21 protein-coding genes are annotated in these 23,239 nt (G+C 45.7%); 7 read left to right on the top strand and 14 right to left on the bottom strand.

Translation table 11 applies throughout. The annotated features are described in order from the left end of the window. The first annotated feature begins 78 nt into the window (after positions 1–78). Together M3193_RS14005 and M3193_RS14000 are read left to right on the top strand one after the other, a co-directional pair. Complete coding sequence (locus M3193_RS14005; RefSeq protein WP_251628877.1) at positions 79–852, top strand: DUF2268 domain-containing protein; 774 nt, start codon at positions 79–81, stop codon at positions 850–852. Between the two features lie 91 nt (positions 853–943). Then, positions 944–1,237 (top strand): hypothetical protein, encoded by a 294-nt coding sequence (locus M3193_RS14000; protein ID WP_251628875.1) that lies wholly within the window; start codon positions 944–946, stop codon positions 1,235–1,237. A 62-nt stretch (positions 1,238–1,299) separates the two neighbouring features. On the opposite strand, the gene M3193_RS13995 is transcribed toward M3193_RS14000, so the two are convergent. Continuing rightward, positions 1,300–2,688 (bottom strand): MATE family efflux transporter, encoded by a 1,389-nt coding sequence (locus M3193_RS13995; RefSeq protein ID WP_251628873.1) that lies wholly within the window; start codon positions 2,686–2,688, stop codon positions 1,300–1,302. A 187-nt stretch (positions 2,689–2,875) separates the two neighbouring features. Between M3193_RS13995 and M3193_RS13990 the strand changes: the two genes are divergently transcribed. Continuing rightward, positions 2,876–3,970: a DUF2325 domain-containing protein gene (locus tag M3193_RS13990; RefSeq protein WP_251628871.1), complete on the top strand. Its 1,095-nt coding sequence runs from the start codon at positions 2,876–2,878 to the stop codon at positions 3,968–3,970. A 108-nt stretch (positions 3,971–4,078) separates the two neighbouring features. On the opposite strand, the gene M3193_RS13985 is transcribed toward M3193_RS13990, so the two are convergent. Next, positions 4,079–5,803, bottom strand: coding sequence for a sulfate adenylyltransferase (locus tag M3193_RS13985; RefSeq protein ID WP_251628869.1), 1,725 nt, complete (start codon positions 5,801–5,803; stop codon positions 4,079–4,081). 314 nt (positions 5,804–6,117) lie between these two features. On the opposite strand from M3193_RS13985, the gene brnQ reads away from it, so the two are divergent. Further along, on the top strand, positions 6,118–7,434 hold the full coding sequence (brnQ, locus tag M3193_RS13980) for a branched-chain amino acid transport system II carrier protein (protein WP_251628867.1): 1,317 nt from the start codon (positions 6,118–6,120) through the stop codon (positions 7,432–7,434). Between the two features lie 344 nt (positions 7,435–7,778). On the opposite strand, the gene M3193_RS13975 is transcribed toward brnQ, so the two are convergent. From M3193_RS13975 to M3193_RS13955, 5 genes are all read right to left on the bottom strand, one after another. Beyond that, positions 7,779–8,573, bottom strand: a complete 795-nt coding sequence (locus M3193_RS13975) for an alpha/beta fold hydrolase (protein ID WP_251628865.1) — start codon at positions 8,571–8,573, stop codon at positions 7,779–7,781. 152 nt (positions 8,574–8,725) lie between these two features. Further along, entirely contained in the window at positions 8,726–8,947 is a 222-nt protein-coding gene (locus M3193_RS13970; RefSeq protein ID WP_251628863.1) for a DUF3953 domain-containing protein, read from the bottom strand. An 85-nt stretch (positions 8,948–9,032) separates the two neighbouring features. Continuing rightward, positions 9,033–10,328, bottom strand: coding sequence for a S41 family peptidase (locus M3193_RS13965; protein ID WP_251628861.1), 1,296 nt, complete (start codon positions 10,326–10,328; stop codon positions 9,033–9,035). A gap of 110 nt (positions 10,329–10,438) precedes the next feature. Continuing rightward, positions 10,439–10,936 carry a hypothetical protein gene (locus M3193_RS13960; protein WP_251628859.1) on the bottom strand — a complete coding sequence of 166 codons (498 nt, stop codon included), beginning with the start codon at positions 10,934–10,936 and terminating at the stop codon, positions 10,439–10,441. 774 nt (positions 10,937–11,710) lie between these two features. Further along, positions 11,711–12,079 (bottom strand): spore germination protein GerW family protein, encoded by a 369-nt coding sequence (locus M3193_RS13955; RefSeq protein WP_251628858.1) that lies wholly within the window; start codon positions 12,077–12,079, stop codon positions 11,711–11,713. Positions 12,080–12,225: 146 nt separating this feature from the next. On the opposite strand from M3193_RS13955, the gene M3193_RS13950 reads away from it, so the two are divergent. Continuing rightward, complete coding sequence (locus M3193_RS13950) at positions 12,226–13,446, top strand: dicarboxylate/amino acid:cation symporter (protein WP_251628856.1); 1,221 nt, start codon at positions 12,226–12,228, stop codon at positions 13,444–13,446. Positions 13,447–13,507: 61 nt separating this feature from the next. On the opposite strand, the gene M3193_RS13945 is transcribed toward M3193_RS13950, so the two are convergent. From M3193_RS13945 to M3193_RS13925, 5 genes are all read right to left on the bottom strand, one after another. Beyond that, a complete protein-coding gene (locus M3193_RS13945; protein ID WP_251628854.1) occupies positions 13,508–14,524 on the bottom strand; it encodes an LLM class flavin-dependent oxidoreductase in 1,017 nt (338 codons plus the stop codon). A 121-nt stretch (positions 14,525–14,645) separates the two neighbouring features. Continuing rightward, entirely contained in the window at positions 14,646–15,827 is a 1,182-nt protein-coding gene (locus M3193_RS13940) for a NupC/NupG family nucleoside CNT transporter (protein ID WP_251628852.1), read from the bottom strand. A gap of 326 nt (positions 15,828–16,153) precedes the next feature. Beyond that, positions 16,154–16,270: a YjcZ family sporulation protein gene (locus M3193_RS13935; RefSeq protein ID WP_251628850.1), complete on the bottom strand. Its 117-nt coding sequence runs from the start codon at positions 16,268–16,270 to the stop codon at positions 16,154–16,156. A 142-nt stretch (positions 16,271–16,412) separates the two neighbouring features. Continuing rightward, a complete protein-coding gene (locus M3193_RS13930; RefSeq protein WP_251628848.1) occupies positions 16,413–17,819 on the bottom strand; it encodes a serine hydrolase domain-containing protein in 1,407 nt (468 codons plus the stop codon). Positions 17,820–18,041: 222 nt separating this feature from the next. Beyond that, entirely contained in the window at positions 18,042–18,467 is a 426-nt protein-coding gene (locus M3193_RS13925; RefSeq protein WP_251628845.1) for an SRPBCC family protein, read from the bottom strand. Between the two features lie 140 nt (positions 18,468–18,607). Here M3193_RS13925 and M3193_RS13920 point away from each other — a divergent pair, with 140 nt between their 5' ends. Next, entirely contained in the window at positions 18,608–19,510 is a 903-nt protein-coding gene (locus tag M3193_RS13920; protein WP_251628842.1) for a hypothetical protein, read from the top strand. Positions 19,511–19,552: 42 nt separating this feature from the next. On the opposite strand, the gene M3193_RS13915 is transcribed toward M3193_RS13920, so the two are convergent. Both M3193_RS13915 and M3193_RS13910 read right to left on the bottom strand, forming a co-directional pair. Continuing rightward, on the bottom strand, positions 19,553–21,133 hold the full coding sequence (locus M3193_RS13915; RefSeq protein WP_251628840.1) for an FAD-dependent oxidoreductase: 1,581 nt from the start codon (positions 21,131–21,133) through the stop codon (positions 19,553–19,555). 248 nt (positions 21,134–21,381) lie between these two features. After that, positions 21,382–21,912: a DUF1572 family protein gene (locus tag M3193_RS13910; protein ID WP_251628837.1), complete on the bottom strand. Its 531-nt coding sequence runs from the start codon at positions 21,910–21,912 to the stop codon at positions 21,382–21,384. Positions 21,913–22,075: 163 nt separating this feature from the next. Between M3193_RS13910 and M3193_RS13905 the strand changes: the two genes are divergently transcribed. After that, positions 22,076–22,870, top strand: coding sequence for an MBL fold metallo-hydrolase (locus M3193_RS13905; protein WP_251628959.1), 795 nt, complete (start codon positions 22,076–22,078; stop codon positions 22,868–22,870). The last annotated feature ends 369 nt before the right edge of the window (positions 22,871–23,239 follow it).

Below are 23,239 nucleotides of genomic sequence, written 5' to 3'. Positions count from 1 at the left end.
AGTAATTTAGTAGACTTTCAACGCGAAGTCAATTCTATTCAGTCTAGAATATGATACTTCAAAAAGAGGTGCCGCAGTATGACTGTCATTGGGACTGACAAATGGATCGAAGAATCGGGTGGAGATCCAGCGAAAATTTGCGCGAAATTATCCCGGTACTTCCCCTCTGCTTCCGCTAAGGAAATTCAGCATCACTTAACGCAGTTCGGAATGTACATCTCCGCAAAACAAGGTAGTGCGCTTACAAAGAAACTACAAACGAATAACGTATGGGACATTTCTTCGAATGAATTTAAGCTGCTGCGCAGCAAATGGAATGGCCCTTCCGTCCCTGTCTTCATCTTCCCATCGGATTCAGACAATAAAGTCCTGACTCGCGAATTCAACGGGAAATCAGGGTTAGCTTTTGCAGATAAGATTTTTTTATTTATTTCGCCCAATAATTCGGAAACAGAAATCAAGGCGATCTTGACGCATGAATACAACCATGTATGCCGCCTGAATCTGTTTCCTAAGCGAGAAGAAGACTGTACGCTGATAGATACGATCATCCTGGAGGGGTTGGCGGAGGTTGCTGTCGCGGAACGATTCGGCGAAGATTTCACCTCTTCCTGGACTTCACTATATTCGGACCGACAGTTAAAAAGGTTCTGGAAAGAGTTCGTTTACCCGAATAGGGACCACATAAAAGGGAGCCCGATCCACGAAAAAGTGCTTTATGGTTCGAGCCGCTATCCACATATGGCGGGGTATGCGGTCGGCTATTATGTCGTCCGGAATTTCCTGAAGAGTACGGACTATCATGCAGAAGATTTATTGTCCCTCCCGTCAACAGAAATTGCGCGGCTATAAAGGTTCAGATGCACCGGTGTGTTTGTCCCCCCTGAAGAAAAACCCTTCACATATGATGTATTATGTTGAATCGAAATGGGGTGACAACACGATGTCAGTTCAAAATTATCATGCTTTGTGCAGCAGGCATACCGGAAGAGCGGTCGTCATCGGAACGAGAGATGGACGAACACATAGAGGGATCATCCAAGGCGTCAGAGGCAATCGAGTATTTTTAGAACCATTCGGCCGTCAAAGAAATATAGGCGGATTCGGATACGGATTTAGATACGGATACGGCTATGGAGGACGTGGATTTGGCTTTGGGCGTGGGTTCGCTTTCGGTGCAGGCATTGCACTCGGCTCAATCGTAACCTTTGCGCTACTTCCCTTTTTCTTCTTTTGATAATAAAAGAGCAGGTCTCTCACTATGAAACTAGTGAGAGACCTGCTCTTTTTATCGACCATTCAAACGGTTTCCGCTTTCGGTTCCATTTCAGGTGCCGGTTCAACAAGCGCGTACCTTTCCCACGCACGGCTTTTCCATCGCAATGACATGACAATCGCACGGACCCATTCATCCATGATAACGGCGAGCCATACGCCGACAAGGCCGAGGTCAAGGACGAACACAAAGAAATAGCCGAGCGGCAGACTCATCATGACCATCGAGATGGCTCCCATCATGACAGGGAATTTCGCGTCGCCTGATGCCCGGAGCGAATTGATGATAACCATATTGAACGTCCGGCCAGTTTCGAGTAAACATGACAACAGCAAGACAGAAGCACCGAGCTGGATGATCTGCTCATTTTCAGTGAACAGGCGCATGAGCGGATAACGGAACGTCATGACGAGCGCCACCAACACGACCGTACAGACGAGCGCACGCTTCAGAGATGCCCAAACTTGCCGGTATACTTCATCCTTCTCGCCGCTTCCGACGAGACGGCCAACGATGATGGATGTCCCGAGACCAATCGCGAGCGCAAACAAATAGCTGAACATCGAAATATTCGTCGCATATTGTCTCGCGGCAAGCGCCTCCGTACCTAGGAAGGTGACATAGTAGAGGAAAATGATTTGGCACGCCTGGTACAGAATTTGTTCGAACGCTGAAGGCAGCCCGATATTCAGTATCTTTTTGACGTAGTCCTTCGACCACGTAATGTAATAGCGGAACTCGATGCGGTATTCAAGCACCTGATACAGCAGCCAAATGAAGACGAACATTGCGATCACCCGGCTGCCGACAGATGAAATCGCCGCCCCTTGCACGCCTAATTCCGGCATCCCGAACTTCCCGAAAATGAGTGCATAGTTCCCGATGACGTGGATGATGTTCATGCCAAGCGAAACGAACATCGTCTGTTTCGTAAACCCGTGCACACGGATGACTGCCGCGAGGGAATTGATGACTGCCTGCAGGAAAATCCCGCCGCCGACGATGATCAAATACGCTTCCGCATGGGCAAGTACGTCACCTTGCAAATTCATCGCATTCATCATGCGGCTCGTGAATAGAATGAACACACCACTAATTCCTAATCCGACTAGCAGATTCAAAGACACGGCGATAGCAGAAATCTTCGACGCCTCAATATAACGCCTCGATCCCAAATACTGCGAAACAACGATTGCCGCACCGTTTCCGACAACTTCCAAGACTAGGATGGCGATCATCACGTACTGATTCGCAGCCCCGACGCCTGATACCGCGTCATCGGACAACGCACTCAACATGAATGTATCCGCCAACCCCATTAACATAAACAAAAATATTTCAAGAAAAATCGGCCACGTCAGATGAAACAAATTAAGTTTCTTCCCCGGGCCGTTGGCTGCAACTGCTGCCATCTATTTATCGCCTTCATTTCTATTTAAGATCTTCAAAACAGGACATAGCTTACCATGAATATAGATAGTTTCACAATGGGTTTGCTTGATATTTTCAAAAAAAGTTATTGCGGGCAGCACATCAGCACTTTCCTCTTATCACTGTATTGTGAATATTGGGTTATAATAGTTGAAAGGAGTTGAATAAATGAAACAGATTTCAGAGGAACTAATAAGTTGCATCCATCTACTGACGGATGAAAATGTTACGGAGACGAGGGATCGCGTCAATAAATTATTTGATTTCATCGAACTGTCACTGACATTATGGGGTTCCATTCCAACAATCGATGTATTGGCAGAACCCGATAAAAGTGAAGAGGAAAGTCTTAATTCAATAAATGAAACTTCTCAAAAAATGATTGCCACGACTCGTTCTGATGCGTCGAACCTGGGAACACCTATGGAAAGAAAGTTGAAAGGAGGAATATTAAAAGGAAAGCAAGGGGATATTTACGTCCCGGAAAAGATTGTGAGAATGCATGGGTTCGAACATGGAGACTATATTGAAGCGATCGGGGATAGTTTAAAAGATTTAGTGTTTATTAAACGGAAAAACAGTGTGACTAAGGAAGAGAGCAATCGGATTGAAATCGATTATTGTGTCCTCACAAATACGTCTGATGGATTATTAGTTGCAGATCAAACAATTGCAGATGGAAAGCTGACGAGAATAAAACTCGACGGCGAGTCTCCCTATCAATTTTTAATTAGCCAAAGAGATATCGATACGTATAGTTTGAAAGATGGAAGCGTAGTGGCGATTGCTTACCATGAATCCGATCCCTTATCGTTCCGTGTGGTCTGGTGCTACCCGGAACGCACGAGTGAGCCTGTGAGGTCCGAACCGAAACCATCTAGTTTTTATAAAGATGGTACAGCGAAAAAGGAAAATATGTGGACCGATATTGAATTGAACTTATTAAAGAATAAAAAAATAGTTATTATCGGGGCTGATTTCAGAAGCGCGGATTTCATGCCACTTGCTGAAAACGGCAACTTTTCATTGGAGATTTTCAGTGGGGATGAAAGCAGGAACCGTATCAAAGCCGCTTTTAAAAATATGGACTTGATCATTTCAGCAAGCGAGCATTCATCCCACCGCAGCAGCGGATTAGCCAAGGAGTGTGCTAAAAAGTATAAAATCCCATTCCGAGCAGCACCTACTAGTCAATCATCGATAAAAAAAGCAATGATCCATGGAATCAAGGAATCCTATATACCATTTCATTCCTTCTTTTAACGGTAGTGCTAGGTGCTGGGCACTGGAATATTCGGCTCCCAGCACACACACAATCAGCAACCGCAAAAAAGCTTTCCACTCGTACAGCGGAAAGCTTGCAGTCTACTCTTACTTATCCTCATTCGGTTCATCACTGCCGCGGTAGCGCTTATACGGCAGGACATTCCACGTCCGATAGTCGAAATCGGCCGCGCGGAGCACTTTTGGAATGTCGCTGAGAATCTTCTTTGCCACTTCCAATTCCCTCAGCGATTCCTCTTTATCCTGATACATGAATTCATCCGAAGCGGTCTCCGGCGCCTGCTTCACTTTCTCCTCGAGATCCTGAATGACCATCCGCTGCTGCGTCTGCAAAGAATCCCTTGCGTCCATCACCCATTCAGGCTGCATGCCCCGGTTCGTGTCGCCTACGCTCGAATACTCGTCAAAAATGTCTTGATAAATCCGATTGGCGTTCGCACGGACATCCAAATTCACCATTTCGAGATCATCATTCGTCAATTCATCGACCGTCAAAGGCGATTTCCGCTTGCGTCCTCCTAGCCTCGTACGCTCCAAATAGAATGGGAACATGCTCTTAATAACCTTTCCTACTGGCGAGATAGCGCTTTCAGATTCATCGAGGCCTTTCGGTTGAACGCCTTGAATGGCGATCCGCGCAGATTCCGGACGGACGATTTCCTTCGGCGGCATGATGCCGTGGCGGAGCATTTCCCGGATGCCCGTTCCTGAAATGTTGATCCGGTATTGATTGTCATGCGGGCAAGACTGCTCTGTCGCGGGTGCGTCACAGCGTGTACAGTAGAACACCTCGTGGAAAAGCCGTATATCGATTCCAAGCTCCTCCGGTTTGAATTGATCAAAAATGGTATGGCTCGCATATTTATCATAATAATCGCCGATCCCCGCGTGATCACGACCGATGAGCGCATGGGTGCATCCATAGTTTTTCATTATCAATGCATGAAGCACCGTCTCCCGCGGACCGGCAAAGATATACGTCACCCTGAGCGGTGCAAGGATGGACCGGCCTTTTGGATAATACGTGTCCAGCACACTTCTATACGAGAGCATCCGGAATTCATGGCGTGTATATTCTCGTTTCGCCATCTCGACAAGCGGCTGAAGAAGCAGACCGTCAATTTCCTCCAATGCATTTTTATGAATGTATTCATGTCCGCGGTGCAAAGGATTCGCCCCTGTAATGAAACCTGCAGCGGAACGGAATTTCTTCACTTCATAGAATTCATGCCATGTATCTTTCGGTTCCAAACGAAGCTTTTCAAACGGTCCCCAGTCAACCCGCTGCAATAACCGGATCGGGCCGCCGAGCGCGACATCGCCCATCCTCCTGAAAATCGCATCGACACCCGGATGATTGCGATCGGTCGTGCCGAATAGATGGGAAGCCCGGTACTCCTTATCATAAGCAAAAATATCGTCAATACGTAAAATTGCTACTGGCTCGTTCTGTTCATTGCAAAGCGCCACTTCGTCCCCCACGGATAGCGTTTCAATGATTTCCTTGTTCCGGTTTCCGATCGGAGCAAAGCTGAGTGGAACCGGCCAAACCGTTCCATTCGCCAGGCGTCCTTCAGTCAACACAGACTTATAATCCACTTCATTCATGAATCCTTCATTCGGAGACAAGACACCTGTGGCAATCATTTCAAGTGTGATGACCGCTTCCAGATCCACCATGATGGAAGGCAGCAATCTGGCCTTTTCCAGCTCCTCTTCCCTCTCCGTCCCCGTCAATACTTTGTCCACCAGTTTTCCCCCGTGCGGCTGTTGAGGGTAGTTGGCAAATCGATTTTCTGTAACGTTTAACATCCCATTTCCTCTCCATTCCATTTCATTTTCACAAAATGATATGCTCTTCTGAATAATAGCATACTTTCAAAGTTGTATATAGTTATTATCAGAAATTAATAATTTTTCTCTTTTCGACAAATATGGGTAAAAGTTATGGCATGGGTATGATAAAATCGTTAATGGCGTTTTATGACGAATTATGCGTTACCATTTACATTTATGGACTTATTGGGAGATTTATGCATAACTATTGTGGGTTATGCGGACCTATGACCATTTAATGCGTGTAGATCGCTTTTATGCGCTTTCTAAATATGTTGGAGGGAACAGGTATGAATGATTTTACAAATAAGGATACATTGAAGTTAGGATTACTGATGTTTGCGCTGTTTTTCGGCGCCGGAAATCTGATTTTCCCGCCGCTCGTCGGTCAGCTGGCAGGAGGAAATGTTTGGATTGCAATTGCCGGGTTTCTCATTACCGGTGTCGGCCTTCCGTTTCTCGGTGTCGTTGCGGTAGCGATGAGTGGCAGCCAGTTGAGGGATCTCGCAGGCAAGGCACATCCTTTATTCGGCCTTGTCTTCGCAATTATTGTCTATTTAGCGCTCGGACCATTGTTTGCTGTTCCGCGCACGGCGACGGTCACGTTTGAAATGGGACTGGCTCCTTTCACTTCCGATTCGGCGGAGAGGATCGCTTTGCTGTTATTCACATTCCTCTTTTTCGCGGTCACCGCTTGGCTGTCAATGAAGCCGAGTAAATTAGTCGACCGTTTCGGGAATGTACTGACCCCGGTTCTCCTGGCCCTTGTCGCTTTCATTGTCACGATAGGGATTATCAGGCCTGCCGGGACAATCGGACCGCCACAAGAACCATACGTCCAAAACCCTTTCATCAAAGGATTCATCGAAGGGTATTTGACGATGGATGCGATGGCTGCACTCGTATTCGGCATCGTCGTCATCAATGCAATCAAAGCTAAAGGTGTTTCGGATAAGAAAGTGACCCTCGCCATTACGATGAAGGCAGGCGCCTTTGCCGTTGCCGGTCTTTGCCTCGTGTATGCCGGACTCGCTTACCTCGGGACAACGAGTCGGCTTGTTGCTCCGAATGCTGCAAATGGCGGGGAAGTTTTAACACAGCTCGTCTATTCACTGCTTGGGACGACTGGACAAGTATTGCTAGGCTTGGCTGTACTCCTTGCTTGCCTGACAACATCCGTCGGCCTCACTTCTTCATGTGCTGCCTTTTTCTCAGATACATTTCCTAAGTTTTCGTATCGGCTCGTGGTGCTGATCATCTGCATTTTCAGTGCGTTCATTGCGAACATCGGTCTTACGCAATTAATCCATATTACATTACCGGTTCTAATCGGAATTTACCCGTTGGCAATCGTCTTGATTACGGTCAGTTTCTTCCATAACTGGTTCAACGGACATAGGGAAGTGTATCTCTTCGCACTGGCTGCTGCTGGAGTTGTCGGATTTGCCGATATGCTGAAGGCATTCGGCCTACCGATCGCTCCGGTTACTGATGTGCTCCGCCACTTGCCCCTTTACGAACAAGGGATTGGTTGGATACTCCCCGCCATCGTGTTCGCTGGAATCGGTTACGTCATCGCTACGGTTCAGAAGGGCGCACGTCCATAGGAATGAATAAAGGATTCCCCCTTTTTGTAACGGGTTCGGTTGATGTGGGGTGAAGTTACAAAAACACACCCCAATACGCGACTAGACAATAGAAAAAAGCAATAAAAAAATGCTCAGGCATACTAACCTGGGCATTTTTCTTGTCCTATCACGTGTTCCATAAACGCGCTATCTGGAATAGTATTATCAACTGTTGATTTACGTTCCTGCCGGGCTTTCTTGGGGGCGTGCGGTGAGCCTCCTCGGTCCGCTTCGCTTCACTCGCAAAAGCCGTACTTCGTTACGGCTCTCGCTAACCCCTAGGAGTCGCCGGCTTCCACTCCAATCAACTAAGTAAGCCACTGTCAAAAAAGTTCGGACTCAAGTTTGTTCAACCAGTTATCAACTAATGCGTTAAATACATCGCTTTGTTCAATTTGTAAGTTGTGGCCAGCCATATCAAGAACTGCAAAAGTTGACCTTGGATAATCATCAATAAGCCGCCAAGCATCGTGATAACCGACTATATTGTCCTGGCGCCCTGCGATAATTAGCGTAGGATACACAAATTCACAAGAAATATCGTAGGCTAAGCCATACCCATTGTGACGAATGTGATCTAAGAATTCATAATTTGCCCTTTTTGAAGGAAGCAAAATTTCATTTCGAAATTTTTCCCATTCAGTTTGTCCTTGCACTACTCCCATTGAGCAAAATTGATTAGCATCTTCTGCTGGCAATTTGGATAGTAGATTGCTGTCACTTTTTAGAACTGTTTGAAGCGGCACTATCCTTTTTTCAAATTCAGGTATAGTCAATGGTGCGATTAAAAGTAATCCACGAGCTGTTCCCTGCCGTGAATGTACTATCCCCCTGGCTATATACCCGCCATATGAATTACCACAAATAACAAACGGTTGACCAGGGATAATCTCATCTAAGAGTTGTAATATCGATTCTAAAATATCGTGAGAGTTCTGTATAGACGGTATTGCCGTTGATTGTCCCATTCCAGGTAAGTCAATATATATTCTCTTCCAACCACTTCGCACTTCGAATAAAGGTTCCATTGCATAGAACATTACTTGATGGTCGAGTGACCAACCATGCAACATGACGATTGGATACCCTTCTCCAATTACTTTATGGTAAATTGACAATACTTTTCCCCTCCCCTGTAACCAGAGGTATCGACATAGAAATTCGTTCCTCTCTCGCATATTTCACAATTGAAATAAATTATAATGTTCAACAATCTGGCCTGATTGCGATAAAGGCGCGATCACTTATAAAGCAAACGCACCCGCTTGCTTTACAGGATATAAATCGCAATATATAAAACAAATGCCGATAGAATAAAATAGTAAAAAGCATCTGCTTTCCGTTTTTTAAATTCAGTAATTCCCATCACAATAAACAACAGTCCGCATGACAGCAACATATAAGGCACAATTGTTCCGACATCCCCAGTTATAAAACCATAACACGATAACGTGATTACCGTGATCGCTAAAATAATTCTAAGTATTATCATGTTTCCCCACTCCGATCATCTGGCCCCTTTGGAGCGCAGCCCTTCTCCAGCAACCGCGCCCAATTCCCTCAGAAACGCCCGCAAATCATGCTTCCGCAGTCTTGCTTTCTCGTAACATGTCCATCGCAAACATAAGATCTAAATCTTCATCTATATGCTTAGGGGTCCAAGGGATATAATGATCAGGTCGGATCCCTTTTCCGTGCAACGGGTCGTTCGACGTCTTATGGATACGGCGAGACATTGGGTAGTAGAGTGCGTACATGCCATCCCATTCTTTGATGAGCAAATCGCTGTAGTCATTGACGCCCATTGTGGCGCGTCCTATTACGGTGGTTTTGGATGACTCCATGCAGATTTCCACAAAGTATTCGGCGGCACTTGCGCAATAGACATCCGTCATCACGATCACATTCTTAGGGGAATCAGTACCTTTAAACTTTAAGGCTTCCGTCTCCAATTCATCCGAAAAGTCCATTGTAACAAAACCTTGACCACGATATTTTTCACATTCCTCTTCAATTGAGTCAAAGAATTTCAGTGTCTCTTCATCAGTTATGTCTTTCCTATGCTGCTGGCAGAGCTGAATGAACAGCTCCGAGTTTCGATCGGTATAATTGAACTCCTTCAACTCACCGTCCGTGCTCGGGTGTTCATGTGGTGGAAAAATATACGGCAATAAGTTCGAGAAAGATTTTCCGTTTCCTCCATGATTGTTTCGTACGTCGATGATCAGATTTGTACATGCCTTCAGCTTCCCTTCATGGTTCTTCACAAAGTCCATAGTCCCATCAACGTTGACGGAGCTTGGTAAAGTGATCCGCAACGTCTCCTCATCAACTTCCTCCATCGAGGGTGCTAACTTTTTGGAGGCGGGTTCGTAATCTTTCAAATCGAACCTTAACAGTTCTCCGTTCTCATCCTCTATTTCAATGGATGATGATTTATTGAGTAGATGTGTCCAATCCTCACGTTCTGCACTTGTCTCCCGCAAGAAGCTTCGATCCGAAGTAATGATCGTTTCGATTTCCTGGTGATCTATCGAAACGATCTTGGAGCCGATCGGAAACCTGTTTTCCTCGCAAGTCTCCACTACATAGAGCGCATCCTCAAATCTCCTTGTCCGGAAACCGCGAGTGCTCGCCTTTATGTCATCCGACCCTTTCAGATTGAAATACATATGCCGATCTTGAAAAGCCATGAGATATTCGCTGACGAGATCCGTAAAAACTTGCGGTGTGATTTGGCGGCCGGCTATCAATCTCTGAATTTCTCCAAGATAATGGGCAGGGTCATCCCAGCCTCGTTTTTCATCATAACCTGCGTAGTCATGGTGTACGATATCAACAATTTCTTTAAAGACTTTCATATAGCGATTCATTGACACTCACCTTTCCCTTTCTATGGCTAGATTACAGAACATAAGGCGCAGTTCTTTATTCAAGAAATGCGACCAATGATTGAAAAGCATTTCTTGTTTTATGAACTCTATTAAGGACAAAAATTGGCTTTATCGTCAGAGCAATATCCCCTTTTCTCTGCAAGCTGATAAAACCTTTCTTTGTACTTAAGTAAAGAACTTTCAAGTTCTCTTGCATATTTTTGTTTTTCTTCAGCTGTTAAAGCTTTCTGAAAAAGAGATATTGATAAATTTATTTCATCTGTAAATCGATTCATCTCTATAACGGTATCATCGTTGAAATCCATCGGGAACAATGCCCCAGCAGTAATAGAATTAATATTAATTTTCTTAAATTTTTCTAAGCCATCCGTTTCATCTGATATATTTGATTTTTCATATGCCAATATTTGTTCATAACGAGCTATCTCATTACTGATCCCAGAAAAATAAGCTAAATTATTACGGTCATCAAGTTGGATTACTTTATTTTTCAACTCGTAGGAGTAAGCCCATAATAACAAAATTGATATACCTAAAATTGCAACTAAACCCCAACTCACAATCGAATTTTTCATGATTTTTTCCATACCTCATATTTCATTAATCTAGCCTGATGATTGAACACCACCATGCCGTAATAGCGTCCGTTAGTATAGACTACGATTTTTTATTTCATAGTTTTTTTCTACAACAAGTATTTCAGTTTCAAATCTAAACCACATCCTCTAAATCATTGGTTAGATGAACGTGTATTAACTTTTTGAATAGATACAGACTCCCAGACTCTATGACCTATTCTTGATAATATTATAAATTCCTCCTTCTCTTCTTCTCCAATATGGCCCGATTGATAAATAGACACTTTATACATAATACGCTCCAATGCTTGAAGTGTAGGCGCCGACTCCTGCGGGAACAGCACGAGCCGAAGACCCTGGACGGAGCGCAGCGAAGGAAGCGGCTGAGGCCGTGCCCGCGGAAAGCGTGCGCCGGAACGGAAAGCAACAGTTTGTATGCAGCAATCTGACCGTTTGCCGAATAGTCCGTTTTCTCGCAACTCTATTTTAGCACAAAATCTTATACTCCCTTTATTTTTTTCAGTTATTTCCAGAACATTTTTCCACCCCCCAATTAACAATCTTATTAGCAGTACAATTAACAGAGGCACAAAAATTTATGTGCCTCTGTTAATTGGTTTACCAATTGTATTGCTTTTTTTAATTGATAATCGTCTTAAACATCGGTATAGCAATAAAAATGGGGACATCAATTCAAGTGTGAATTGCGTCCCCATTTGCTATGCTTTTATCGTTTTCTTCCCATGTACCGAACCTGTTATGCATACTGGGAGTCCTTTTCATTTACCGTTTTTTACTTGATTTCTTTCCCAAGAAGAAAAACAGACCTGATAGCAACACCAAACCGATGATTTGCCTGCCGCTGCGTGTCGGTTTGAATGTAACTCGTTCTGGTGTGATTTCATAGACACCTACGGGGTTGATTCGAAAGCCTCCACCGCCTCCGTTATTGCCTGCGTTGTCGCCTCCTCCTCCAAAACCGTATTGCAGCTTCGCGACAGGAATCACTTTGGTCAAGCCGACTTCGACTGGATCTCCGAATACAAGCGAGACGTCCTTATTATCCGCGAACTTTTGGAACAATGTTTTGACGGGTGTCTCGACAAATTCCTTCCGTTCAGCAGTATCCACTTGTTCTTGCAACTGCACCATCGTCCATCCCTCCTTTCCTACTTATTCGCCATACTGGCGCTACTTCCCTTTTCAGAAGCATGTATTTTGACACGCCGGCCACAACTGTATTAACGTTGAATTCAGAATTCCTTCACTAGTTGCGGTTCTGAAAAGGAGGCGGCGTGATGAAAAGTATAGTCAAGGCATATTTTCACGCTTCATTAATTTTAAAAATATCGGTTGCCTTAGTTATCGGGGTTGTTGCAGGTTTCGTATTGGGTGAACAAGCCGCCGTCTTGGCACCGCTTGGCGACCTCCTTCTCCGTCTTCTCACCTTTCTGATCATCCCCCTCATTTTATTCACACTGATCGTCGGGGTGAATCAGACGAACATCGCCAACCTAGGGCGCATGGGCAGCAAGGTTTTCATCTACTACACAGTCACTTCGGCGCTTGCCATCGTCGTCGGCCTGTTCGTCGCGGGCATTTTGCAGCCAGGGAGGGGAATGCATCTCACCGGCAATGAATCGTTCGACGTTCCGGACAATCCAGGCATCGTCCAAGTACTGCTCAACATCGTGCCGTCCAATATCGTCACTGCTTTTACGGAAATGAATCTGCTCGGGATCATTTTCACCGCGCTGACTTTCGGCATTGCGATTTCCGCCATGCGCTCCTCTGCAAAACACGGCGGGTTGGGCGATTCATTACTGACGACGATTACAGCGTTGAATGAAGCATCCCTTCTTATTTTGAAAGCGATCCTGCAATACGTGCCGATCGGAATTTTCGCGATCATTGCAACTACGGTCGGGAGCCAAGGCATCGATACCCTTGTGTCATTAGGTGGAATGATCGGCGTCTTTTACATTGCGCTGCTCGTACATATCGTGCTCTATGTCATCCTAATGCTTCTGTTCGGAATCAAACCTGGACCATTCTTCAAATATGCACGCACACCGATGATCACCGCATTTGTCACGCAAAGCAGCACGGGCACATTGCCCCTTACATTGGATGCGGCGAAAAAAATGGGGGTTCCAAAAAGCTTATACGGCTTCAGCCTGCCGCTCGGCGCGACCGTCAATATGGATGGTGCCGCGATCCGCATCGCCGTATCTGCTGTATTCGCAGCCAACGTCGCCGGCACACCGCTCACCATTGCCGATATGGTGATGGTCGTATTGATCGGGACGCTCGCTTCGATCGGGACAGCTGGCGTTCCGGGCGCAGGTATCGTCATGATTGCGACCGTGTTCGTACAACTCGGCTTGCCGATGGAGGCGGTGGCGTTGCTGACTGCAATTGACGCGTTGATCGGTATGGGAGCGACCGCTGTGAACGTCACGGGCGACCTCGTTGGGACAAAATTAATTGATCAGCATGAGAGAAGAAGGAATAGATGAGAAAAGCCAAGCATCGGGTTCAAATCCGATGCTTGGCTATTTTATTCATAAAGAGAGCTGGTCATTCCATCAGTTCAGCGACAATTTCATACGAGCGGAGACGGTCTTCATGGTTGAAGATGCCTGAGCTGATAATGCATTCGTCCGCTTTCGTCATTTCCATGAATGCTTCCAATTTTCGTTTGACTGTGTCAGGGCTGCCTACAATCGTCGATGGCCATTCCAATAGCTCCGCGACGGCCGCCTTTTCTAAGTCGTTCCAGACAGCGTCGACATCATCGATCGGCGGCTTGAATTCCGTCGTAATCCCCCTCCGGATATTCAGGAACATCTGCTGGTGAGAAGTTGCTAGCCACTTCGCCCTTTCATCGGTATCCGCAGCGATGATGTTTATGCCGAGCATTGTGTACGGTTTTTGCAGATCTTTCGAAGGCTTGAAATTTCGATGGTACAGGTTAAGCGCATGCATCATATAAGTCGGTGCAAAATGGCTTGCGAAGGAAAAAGGAAGACCAAGTTCCGCAGCTAGCCGCGCGCTGAAATCGCTTGATCCGAGGAGCCAGATCGGTACATCCTGCCCTTCCCCGGGAATTGCACGGACACGGGCGGCAGGATCGTGTTTGAAATACGAACGCAACTCGTCCAGCTGCTCGGGGAAATCGTTGCCGCTGCTCTGCAACGTCCGTCGCAGCGCATAAGCCGTTGCCTGGTCGCTGCCGGGAGCGCGTCCTAAACCGAGATCGATTCTGCCAGGATACAATGCATCGAGCGTGCCGAACTGCTCTGCGATGACGAGCGGCGCATGGTTCGGCAGCATGACGCCTCCCGCTCCGACACGGATCGTCTCCGTCGCACCCGCCACGTGACCGATAATGACAGACGTAGCCGAACTTGCGACGCCCGGCATATTATGATGTTCAGCAAGCCAGAAGCGGTTATATCCCCACTTTTCAGCATGCTGAGCAAGATCGACGCTGTGCCTGAAAGACTGACCGGCATCGCTCCCTTCATTAATCATCGCAAGATCAAGGATGGACAGCGGGATGCCGTTGAATTTCTTCGCTCTATCATTTATCAATTGTCTCACTCCAAGTGTAGTAAATCGGTATTATTCTTCCATTCCATGATACCCCTTCGGCACAGCTACTTCCATTAAAGGGAATTGATACGAAAAAAAGAGCCCCTCCATGGGGACTCTTTTATAACATGATTCCAGTGACCGCCGCTGTCAACAAACTGACCAACGTCGCCCCGTAAAGCAATTTTAAACCAAATTTAGCAACTGTATTCCCTTGCTCTTCATTCAAACCTTTCACGGCTCCCGAAATGATACCGATGGAAGAGAAGTTCGCGAAGGACACAAGGAAGACGGAAATGATGCCGATCGACTTGTCCGATAGAGATGATGTAATTTTAGCCAAGTCCATCATTGCTACGAATTCGTTCGTCAGCAATTTCGTCGCCATGATCGTGCCGGCTTGTACCACTTCAGATGCCGGAATACCGACGATGAATGCAAATGGTGCAAATACATATCCTAACGCAGTCTGGAAAGTAACGCCGACTGCCGCTTCGAAAATACTGTTAATCATGCCTATCAAAGCGACAAAACCGATCAACATTGCGCCGACGATTACCGCCACTTTAAACCCGTCCATAATATACTCGCCTAACATCTCAAAGAAGGACTGTTTTCTTTCATCCTTGATCTCAATAATATCCTCTTCCTCCGTCACTTCGTACGGATTGATGATATTGGCGATGATGAACCCGCCAAACAGATTCAACACGAGTGCCGTAATGACATACTTCGGTTCAATCATCGTCATGTATGCCCCTAGGATTGATGCGGATACAGTCGACATAGCTGACGTACACAACGTATACATCCGATGCTTCGGAATATGAGGCAACTGTTTTTTAATGGAAATGAACACCTCTGATTGTCCGAAAATCGCCGAAGCGACTGCATTGAACGACTCCAATTTCCCAAGGCCATTGACTTTGCTCAATACTAATCCGAGAAAACGGATGATGATGGGAAGCAGTCGAATATACTGGGCAATCCCGATAAGTACGGAAACAAATACGATTGGCAATAAAACATTCAGGAAAAAAGGAAAAGAGCCTTCATTAGCAAGTCCGCCGAAAACAAAGTTGATGCCTTCCGCCGCGTATGCTAAAAGCTTATCAAAAGCATTTGCCACTCCCTTGATGAGGATGAGGCCGACTTCGGTGTTCAATAGTGCGAAAGCCAATATGAGCTGCAAACCGATCATTGTGACAATCGATTTATATTTAATCTTCCTTTTACCATTGCTTACGATGAACGCAAGGAAAAAGATAACAAGTAACGCCGCAATGAATATCAGGAATTTCAAAGCGGTTTCCCCCTCTCTGGATGCATGACTTATGTGTGGAGCAAACAATGCAATTTCCTTATCTCTTCCCAAGCCGGGAATCACTTTAGTTATTCGACAATTCCAGTGTTTATATACAAAACAAATCATCGCCAAAAACGCCGAATTAGTCGGATAAGAATGAAAATGTTATATGTTTTTTCCCAACTTGCCTATAATAACATAGATTTCCCCGAATGAGGATTGACAAAATTAGCACATAAAAAAATAGAGAGGACGCGGCTGCGCCTTCTCCACTTTTTGACTTTCATGCATTTTCCGTTAATTTATTTACTAATAATTTATTCTTAACAGTAACCTTCACCTAGGTATGCTGCTCCAACAATAATCAGCAGAATAAACAATACGACAATCAACGTAAATCCGTTCCCATACCCTACATTGCCACCGACTTCATTCGACATTCTTCCACACCTCCAAAATTCCTGATGCTGTTATTCTATGTATGTAAACAATCCCTGCCCATGACATTCCCCCAGATGGCCCCTCTTCGCTTTATAGGAATAAAAAAAGCCTCCCACCTGACAGTGAAAGACTTGCTGGCAGTTAAACGTTTTCCTTCATAATATGCCTTCCGCCATAGACGATCCGCTCAATTTCCCCGCTACGGTTCTCAATGAATTGCAGGATGCCTTCCTTTTCATCTTCATCGATAAAAAAGTTTCTCCCGATGTATTTCAACTTCCGGGACACTTCATTTGACTCGATCGTGAGCTTCCCTTTATTTAGCGACACCTTCACATTCATCCCTTCATTCGAGATAAATGAACCTACGAATTTCCGCAGTTCCTCCGCATCGATTTCCAAGACTTGATGCGTTGAAGGGGAAGCATCCAGCTTCCGGCCTTCCGTGACATTCATCGTACTCATCAACAGACCGCCTGCATCCACGTCCGAAACGTTCGTCAAAATCACGCCCGCCTTCTTCTTTTCAATAATTGCACACATATAAGAGGAAACACCTTTCAAGCCGCCGCCATGGCTGATCAATGTGGAACCGAAATAATCAGGGACGATCCGCAGTCCATAGCCGTAGCATCTCCCTGGCTCGTATTCGACATGCGGATGGATCATCTGCCCGACGCTTTCTTTTGATAGGATCTGCGTCCCACCGACGACGCCTCCATTCCAATACATCTCCAAATAACGGAGGATGTCATTTGCCGTCGACTTCAAATAACCGACCGACCGCATCGACGGCGCATCCCACCAAAGCGGCGCTTCATACACGTGAGTGCCGTCCTTCGCTTTCATGTAAAGGGTTGTGACGTCTTCCTTTTCTTCCAACAGCCGCATGTCGAAAAAGCTGTTTTTCATTCCCGCAGGCTTCAAAATGTTTTCCTCAATGAATTCCTCATAAGGCTGCCCGCTCACCCTGCCGATGATGACGCCAAGCAGCCCATATGAATCATTCGAATAACTGTAAAACTGCCCCGGTTCTCCGAGCCATTCAAAGTCATCCGTCGCCATGAACGCAAGCATTTCGTCATACGTCTCGATATGCGGACCCGGATTATTCAACAGGTCGAGTCCATAATCCTTCGCCGATGGATCCTGTTCGATGCTGTTTTTCCGTGCATACACATGCGTTGCAAGCGGCGGATAGCCCGCCGTATGCGTCATTAGATGATGGAGCGTGATCCGCTCGACTTGTGTCCCCGGCTTCTTCAATTCCGGAAGGTAGTCGACAATCCGGTCATGCACCGACAACTTCCCAAGCTCCTGCAGCTTCATAACGCCCGCACTCGTAAATGACTTCGTCATCGAAGCAATCCCGAATACCGTATCTCCCGTCACCGGCAGCTTCTGCGCGACATTCCGATAGCCAAGCTCCAGCTCATACATCCTCTCACCGTCTGAATCAACGCCGATTATCGCCCCCGGAATCAAATGCTTCTCGACATATTCCTGCGCATACTCATGAAACGGTTTCACCGCTGCTGTCTCTCCCATGTGAATCCCCCCTTGAACCTACTTCATACTAAGGTTATTCGCCATGGTACGGAATTTCCCTCTTTTCCAATCGGCGCTGCCATCCATATGCAGCGCAAAAATTGCCAAAAGCGCATAAATCCTATTATTCGCGCATAAAACGCTGGAGAAGTCCATAATACTCGAAAGCCGCGCATAAATCCGCAATAGCGCGCATAACTCGCCGCAGACGCGCATAACGCTTTATTTAACCAAAGAAGCCCGCAATGTGGTGATGCCATTTTCCAAATACCCTTTCAAACAAGTGAGCATATACACCCATCCTTCTTTCTGATCCATCATTTTATTGACGATTTCCGAGTCATCCGCTTTCAAGCCCGATTCGGTCACTTCCATGATTGTACTTCCAGCCGTTTCGTAGAATGTCATCGTGACTGTCGTTTCTCCCCATGTGAAAACAATTTCCTTGTTCTCTTCAACTTTCAATACCTCGATATCCCCTTCGGCACCATATTCCTCGTACTTCCAAGTGATTGTCTTATCCTGTTCGACTCTGCTAGTACCCGAAGAAAACCAGTAGCTGCCCATTTTCTCAGGGTCGACAATCGCCTCGAACACTTCACTTGCTGGTTTGTGTATTTTCATCTTTGTCGTTATTGTCGTTTCCATCTTCCCACCTCCACTATTTCTACTCTATATATTCGATTCGCTTGGGAGTAAATCCTCTTAGTGGAATGAATGCTTGTTCATTCTTTCATTCCGGTATACATTTAGAAGGTATTGGAAAATTGAAAAAGGAGCTGCATCAAGTGGATATCAAAATACAGCCCACACAACAACAGCTAGATCACTGGATTGAAAAATATGTACCTGAAAAAGATTTGTTTTTCCTTCAGGAGAGCGATTTCTCTTTATTCCAGAAAGATTTAGCAGGAACATTGGTTTTCCCAAAAGAGGAGTTTTTCAAGCATTCCTCCTACAACGGCATTCAAATGGTGAATAGTTATATGTACTGGATGATTTCAAAAGGTGCCGAGCTTGTAATCGTTGCGCAGCCTGAGTGGATCACCTCACTTTCCGATGAAACTAGAAATGCGCTGTTTGCGTTTCAATATGAGCTAGGAAGAGGTTTAGTCGGTCCGCTTTCGTTGTTGCCTGGGCTCGATTCATTTCCGAAGGACTACATTTTGGAATTGAACGGGGAGAAACTCGGTGTTTTACAAAGGAAGATGTGGATGGAACTACCCACTTCCCTTAAAGAAGAAATCGTCTGCAAAACAGCGCAGCTATACGATGAATGGACATCGTTGCAACCACCTGCAACAACTACACCTTCCCATTTAATCAACTATGCTAATACATTTTCCACAGAGCCAGGTGCCAATTGCCTCGCCGCCACCCTGTTCGCCATCAGCTCCAAACCTGAGTTGGACGAATGGATTATTCATGAGTGGATTCATGGCGATACTTTTATGCGGAAATTGACTCTGGCTTCATTCACGAAAGTCGAAGACCGTTTTACAGCAGGAGATGCTGTTGTCTGGATCGATGATAATAATAATGTTCAACATGCAGCCTACTGCATTGATGGGCAGTTGTTTTTTAATAAAAATGGGCAGACGTATTTCAATCCGTGGAAGATTGTTGAATGGACGGAGTTGGATGAAGAGTGGAAACGGTATAAGCCTTGTGTATACCGAAAAAAGTCATAAAACAACCCATCCGGCATTTTTGCCAGATGGGTCATTTTCATTTCAATATCCCGAATCCTCGGAAGTCAAATTGTCCATCATCGTATAATCATAACGCTGCAGCGGCTTCTCAGCAGGTCCTTCAACCACTTCGCCTGTCGGTTTGAACCTGGATCCGTGGCACGGGCAGTCCCATGTCCGGTCGCCGCTATTCCATGAAACTTCGCATCCGATATGCGTACATGTCGTATCGACGATATGAATTTTCCCGTCATCATCCCGGTACGCGCCTTTCCGGTGCCCATCGAGCGTCACGATCGCGCCCTCCCCTTTGGCTAAATCATCAGGACTTGTCTTCGGTGAATTCAGCTTTCCTTTGATCAATTGCCCAACAACATTCGCGTTTTGGACGAGGAAGTTTTTCAAACTTGGGTGTGCATAAAACCTTGACGGTGTATACAATTCCTTAAACTTGCTCTCTTTTCCTGTGACCATATCGCGGAACAGCAATGCAGCCGCAGTTCCGTTGGACATTCCCCATTTCCGGAAGCCGGTTGCAATCAGGATATTCGGGTTACCTGACGTGATTTCACCGATGTACGGCAGTTTATCCAACGTGACCAAGTCTTGCGCTGACCATCTCTGCACGACTTTCTCGAGGCCGAAAACTTCTTCCCCGAATTGTTCTAACGCTTTGTAATGCTCCATCGTCTCCACTTTACTTTGTCCGGTTTTGTGATTTTCCCCAACGATGAGAACCAATTCTTCGCCGTTATTGTCTTTGACAGACCGCAACGATCGGGTCGGTTCATCCGCACTAATGTACATGCCTGCAGGAAATTCCTTTTTCGCTTTCACAGCAAGCGCATACGAACGGTCCGCATACATCCTGGTGGAATAGAGGCCTGTTCCTTCGTAAAACGGAAAATGAGTACAAATCAGTACATGCTTGGCACGAATTCGTTTGTCATCACGCGTCAGAACGACGGGCTGGTCGCCTGTTTCAATATTGACAGCCACTGTGTCTTCAAAGAGCTGCCCACCCTTTTGCTGGAATAAATCAATCAAGTGAACCAAATACTTAGTCACATGAAACTGGGCTTGGTTCCTCATGACAAGGACATTATGCACGTTGTCAATATCAAAAGGGATGCTATCGACTAAGCCGCCATCGATGTGAAGTTTTTCATAGGCTTGCGCTTCCTTCTCAATTTTTTTGGCATAGTTTTCGGATACAGAGTAAATATACGCATCTTCGTTCGTCAAATCACAGTCGATTTGGTGCTCCTCGACTGTTTTTCTAATAAATTCAAGTGCCTCGATATTTGCTTCGTAATACATTCTCGCCGTATTTCTTCCCATGTTTTGAATGAATTCATCGTAAATCAAATCATGCTGCGCCGTAATTTTCGCAGTCGTATGCCCCGTCGTCCCGTTCAGCACCTTGTCCGCTTCAATGACCGCAACTTTGAGCCCTTCATTTGCCAATAAATACGCGGATGTAATCCCGGTGATACCGGCGCCAACGACAATTACATCTACATTGAGGTCTTCCTTCAAACTAGGAAAGGTCGGAAAGTCGACACTCGTCCTCCAAAACGGCTCCGGATGCTCCGGCAGTTTTCCATTGCTTTGACTGTTCATATCTTGCCCTCCTGTACTATGTACTACAAGTAGGATTCCCATTGATTGGCCGAAGGTATACATTGTGCTGATTTTTAAAAGGTGGAGGGAAAACGAGAAATCCGGACGCGGGTATGAGAACTCTTTGAAGAAGAACGAGCACCTATAACGCGAGTATGAGAAATCTGGCAGATTAAATGATCCCTGTATTAAAAAAACCTGAGAAAAGGCGATATTACACCATCTCCCAGGCAATTTCACTTTCCTCTTTATTCACCTTTCAACATCCGCTGCAAAAACGCTTCCGATTCTCCCTTAGGAATGCTCAAATTTCCCCATTGCTCCCCTTTGACCTGTTTTCCAATGAACATGATTTGTCCGATATGGGCAGAGTAATGCGCCAGTTGCCGCTCGATCGCATCGATAACTGAATGTGCCTCACCCCGAATATGAACGGTCTTTTCCAAGTCCTGCTCATTCAAGCTTTCCAAGGTATTTAAAAATACACCCCAGCCGTGCTCCCAACTATCCAGCAGTTGCGCCTTGGCCATTTGTTTCGCCTCGAATTCCCCATCCCGATTACGGTCCGGCTTTTCACCGTCCGTCGTCAGAAAATCCGTCCACCTCGACACCATATTTCCGCTTATATGCTGGATGAGGGTTGCAATGCTGTTCGAGGCATCGTTCATCGTCCAATAAAAATCTTCCTCATTCAATTGGGCAAATGTCTTTTCACCCTGCCCTTTTATTACAGTGAACCGTTCCCGTACTACCCTTAAATATTCTGTTCCGATTGACATACGGCATCCCCCTTCTCGCTACTCTATTCGATTCTAGCTGGTAAAAATCCTTCATAAAGATATTTCGCTATTGAATGAATAATCATTCATATTGTGGTAGTCTACTACTATATAAAACATTTGAAGATAAGAGGTGAAGCCCTTGTTCTTGAAAACGAAATCAATGCACGATATCTGCAGCAATGTCCGATTTGTAAACGGAGTCGTTCAATTGAACAGCGTAAAGCTGAATATATATTGTTTCGAAACAGATGGGGTGCTGATCGATACCGGCTCCCAATCATTAGCGGAGGAGTTCAAAGAATTCTTCACACAGGCTGACGTTGACAAAGTCGTCATTACGCATGCACATGAGGACCATACCGGAGGCGCACAGTACTTGCAAACAGAATATGGACTCCCCATTTTCATGAATGAGATGGCAATCGAAGAATGTGCACAAAAAGCGGACTATCCACTCTACCGGAAGTTTTTCTGGGGAAACAGACAGCCTTTTACGGCAGAGCCGATCGGGGAATCATTCCGTTCAAGAAACGCCGACTGGACGGTCATCCCGACACCAGGACATGCAAAAGATCATCTAGCCTTTCTGAATAAAGAAACAGGACAGCTTTTTTCCGGAGATTTGTACGTGCATCCCAAAACAAAACTCATACTGCGTGATGAAAGCATTCCTACCATTATCAGTTCACTAGAAAAGACGCTATCATATGATTTTGGGGAACTATTTTGCTGCCATGCAGGATATGTACAGGACGGACGCATGGCGCTTCAGAAGAAACTTGCGTATTTACAAGAACTCCGGGAAAACACGCTTGCCTTGCGGAAGAAAGGGTATGGAGTGCGCGAAATCCACGAGCGGCTTTTCCCGAAAAAATATCCGATCACTTATTTTTCTTTCGGCGAATGGAATTCAATCCATATTATCCGATCGATTGTAAATGAAGGAATAGAGTGACGAGCGGCGGGCATCACTTGTATGGGATGTCTGCCTATTTTTTTATTCCACACAAAAAAGCATCTACGGTAAACCATAGATGCTTTCATCTCAAACAAGTCCCCGAACCCACCCTCACTGCCTTCGCAAATTAGTACATGGTCGTTACAATTACATTCTACTTGTACACATGTCACGGTACTGGGCATAAGTTGTTCATGACGGCTTCGAACCGATTGGCATAGCCCCATCTACCTACCATTGAGTCCAACTTTCCCAGTCGGCGGGTTTGTACTCACCTTTGCGATGCAGCTACCGACTTGCTGATCACTTACGCCTTGGCGTAAGTGCGTCCAGATTTTATCGGGCGCGCCCGATAATCTTCCTTTG

This window comes from Sporosarcina luteola, from assembly GCF_023715585.1.
Classification (GTDB): domain Bacteria; phylum Bacillota; class Bacilli; order Bacillales_A; family Planococcaceae; genus Sporosarcina; species Sporosarcina luteola_D.
This window is presented reverse-complemented; position numbering and strand designations above follow the sequence as displayed.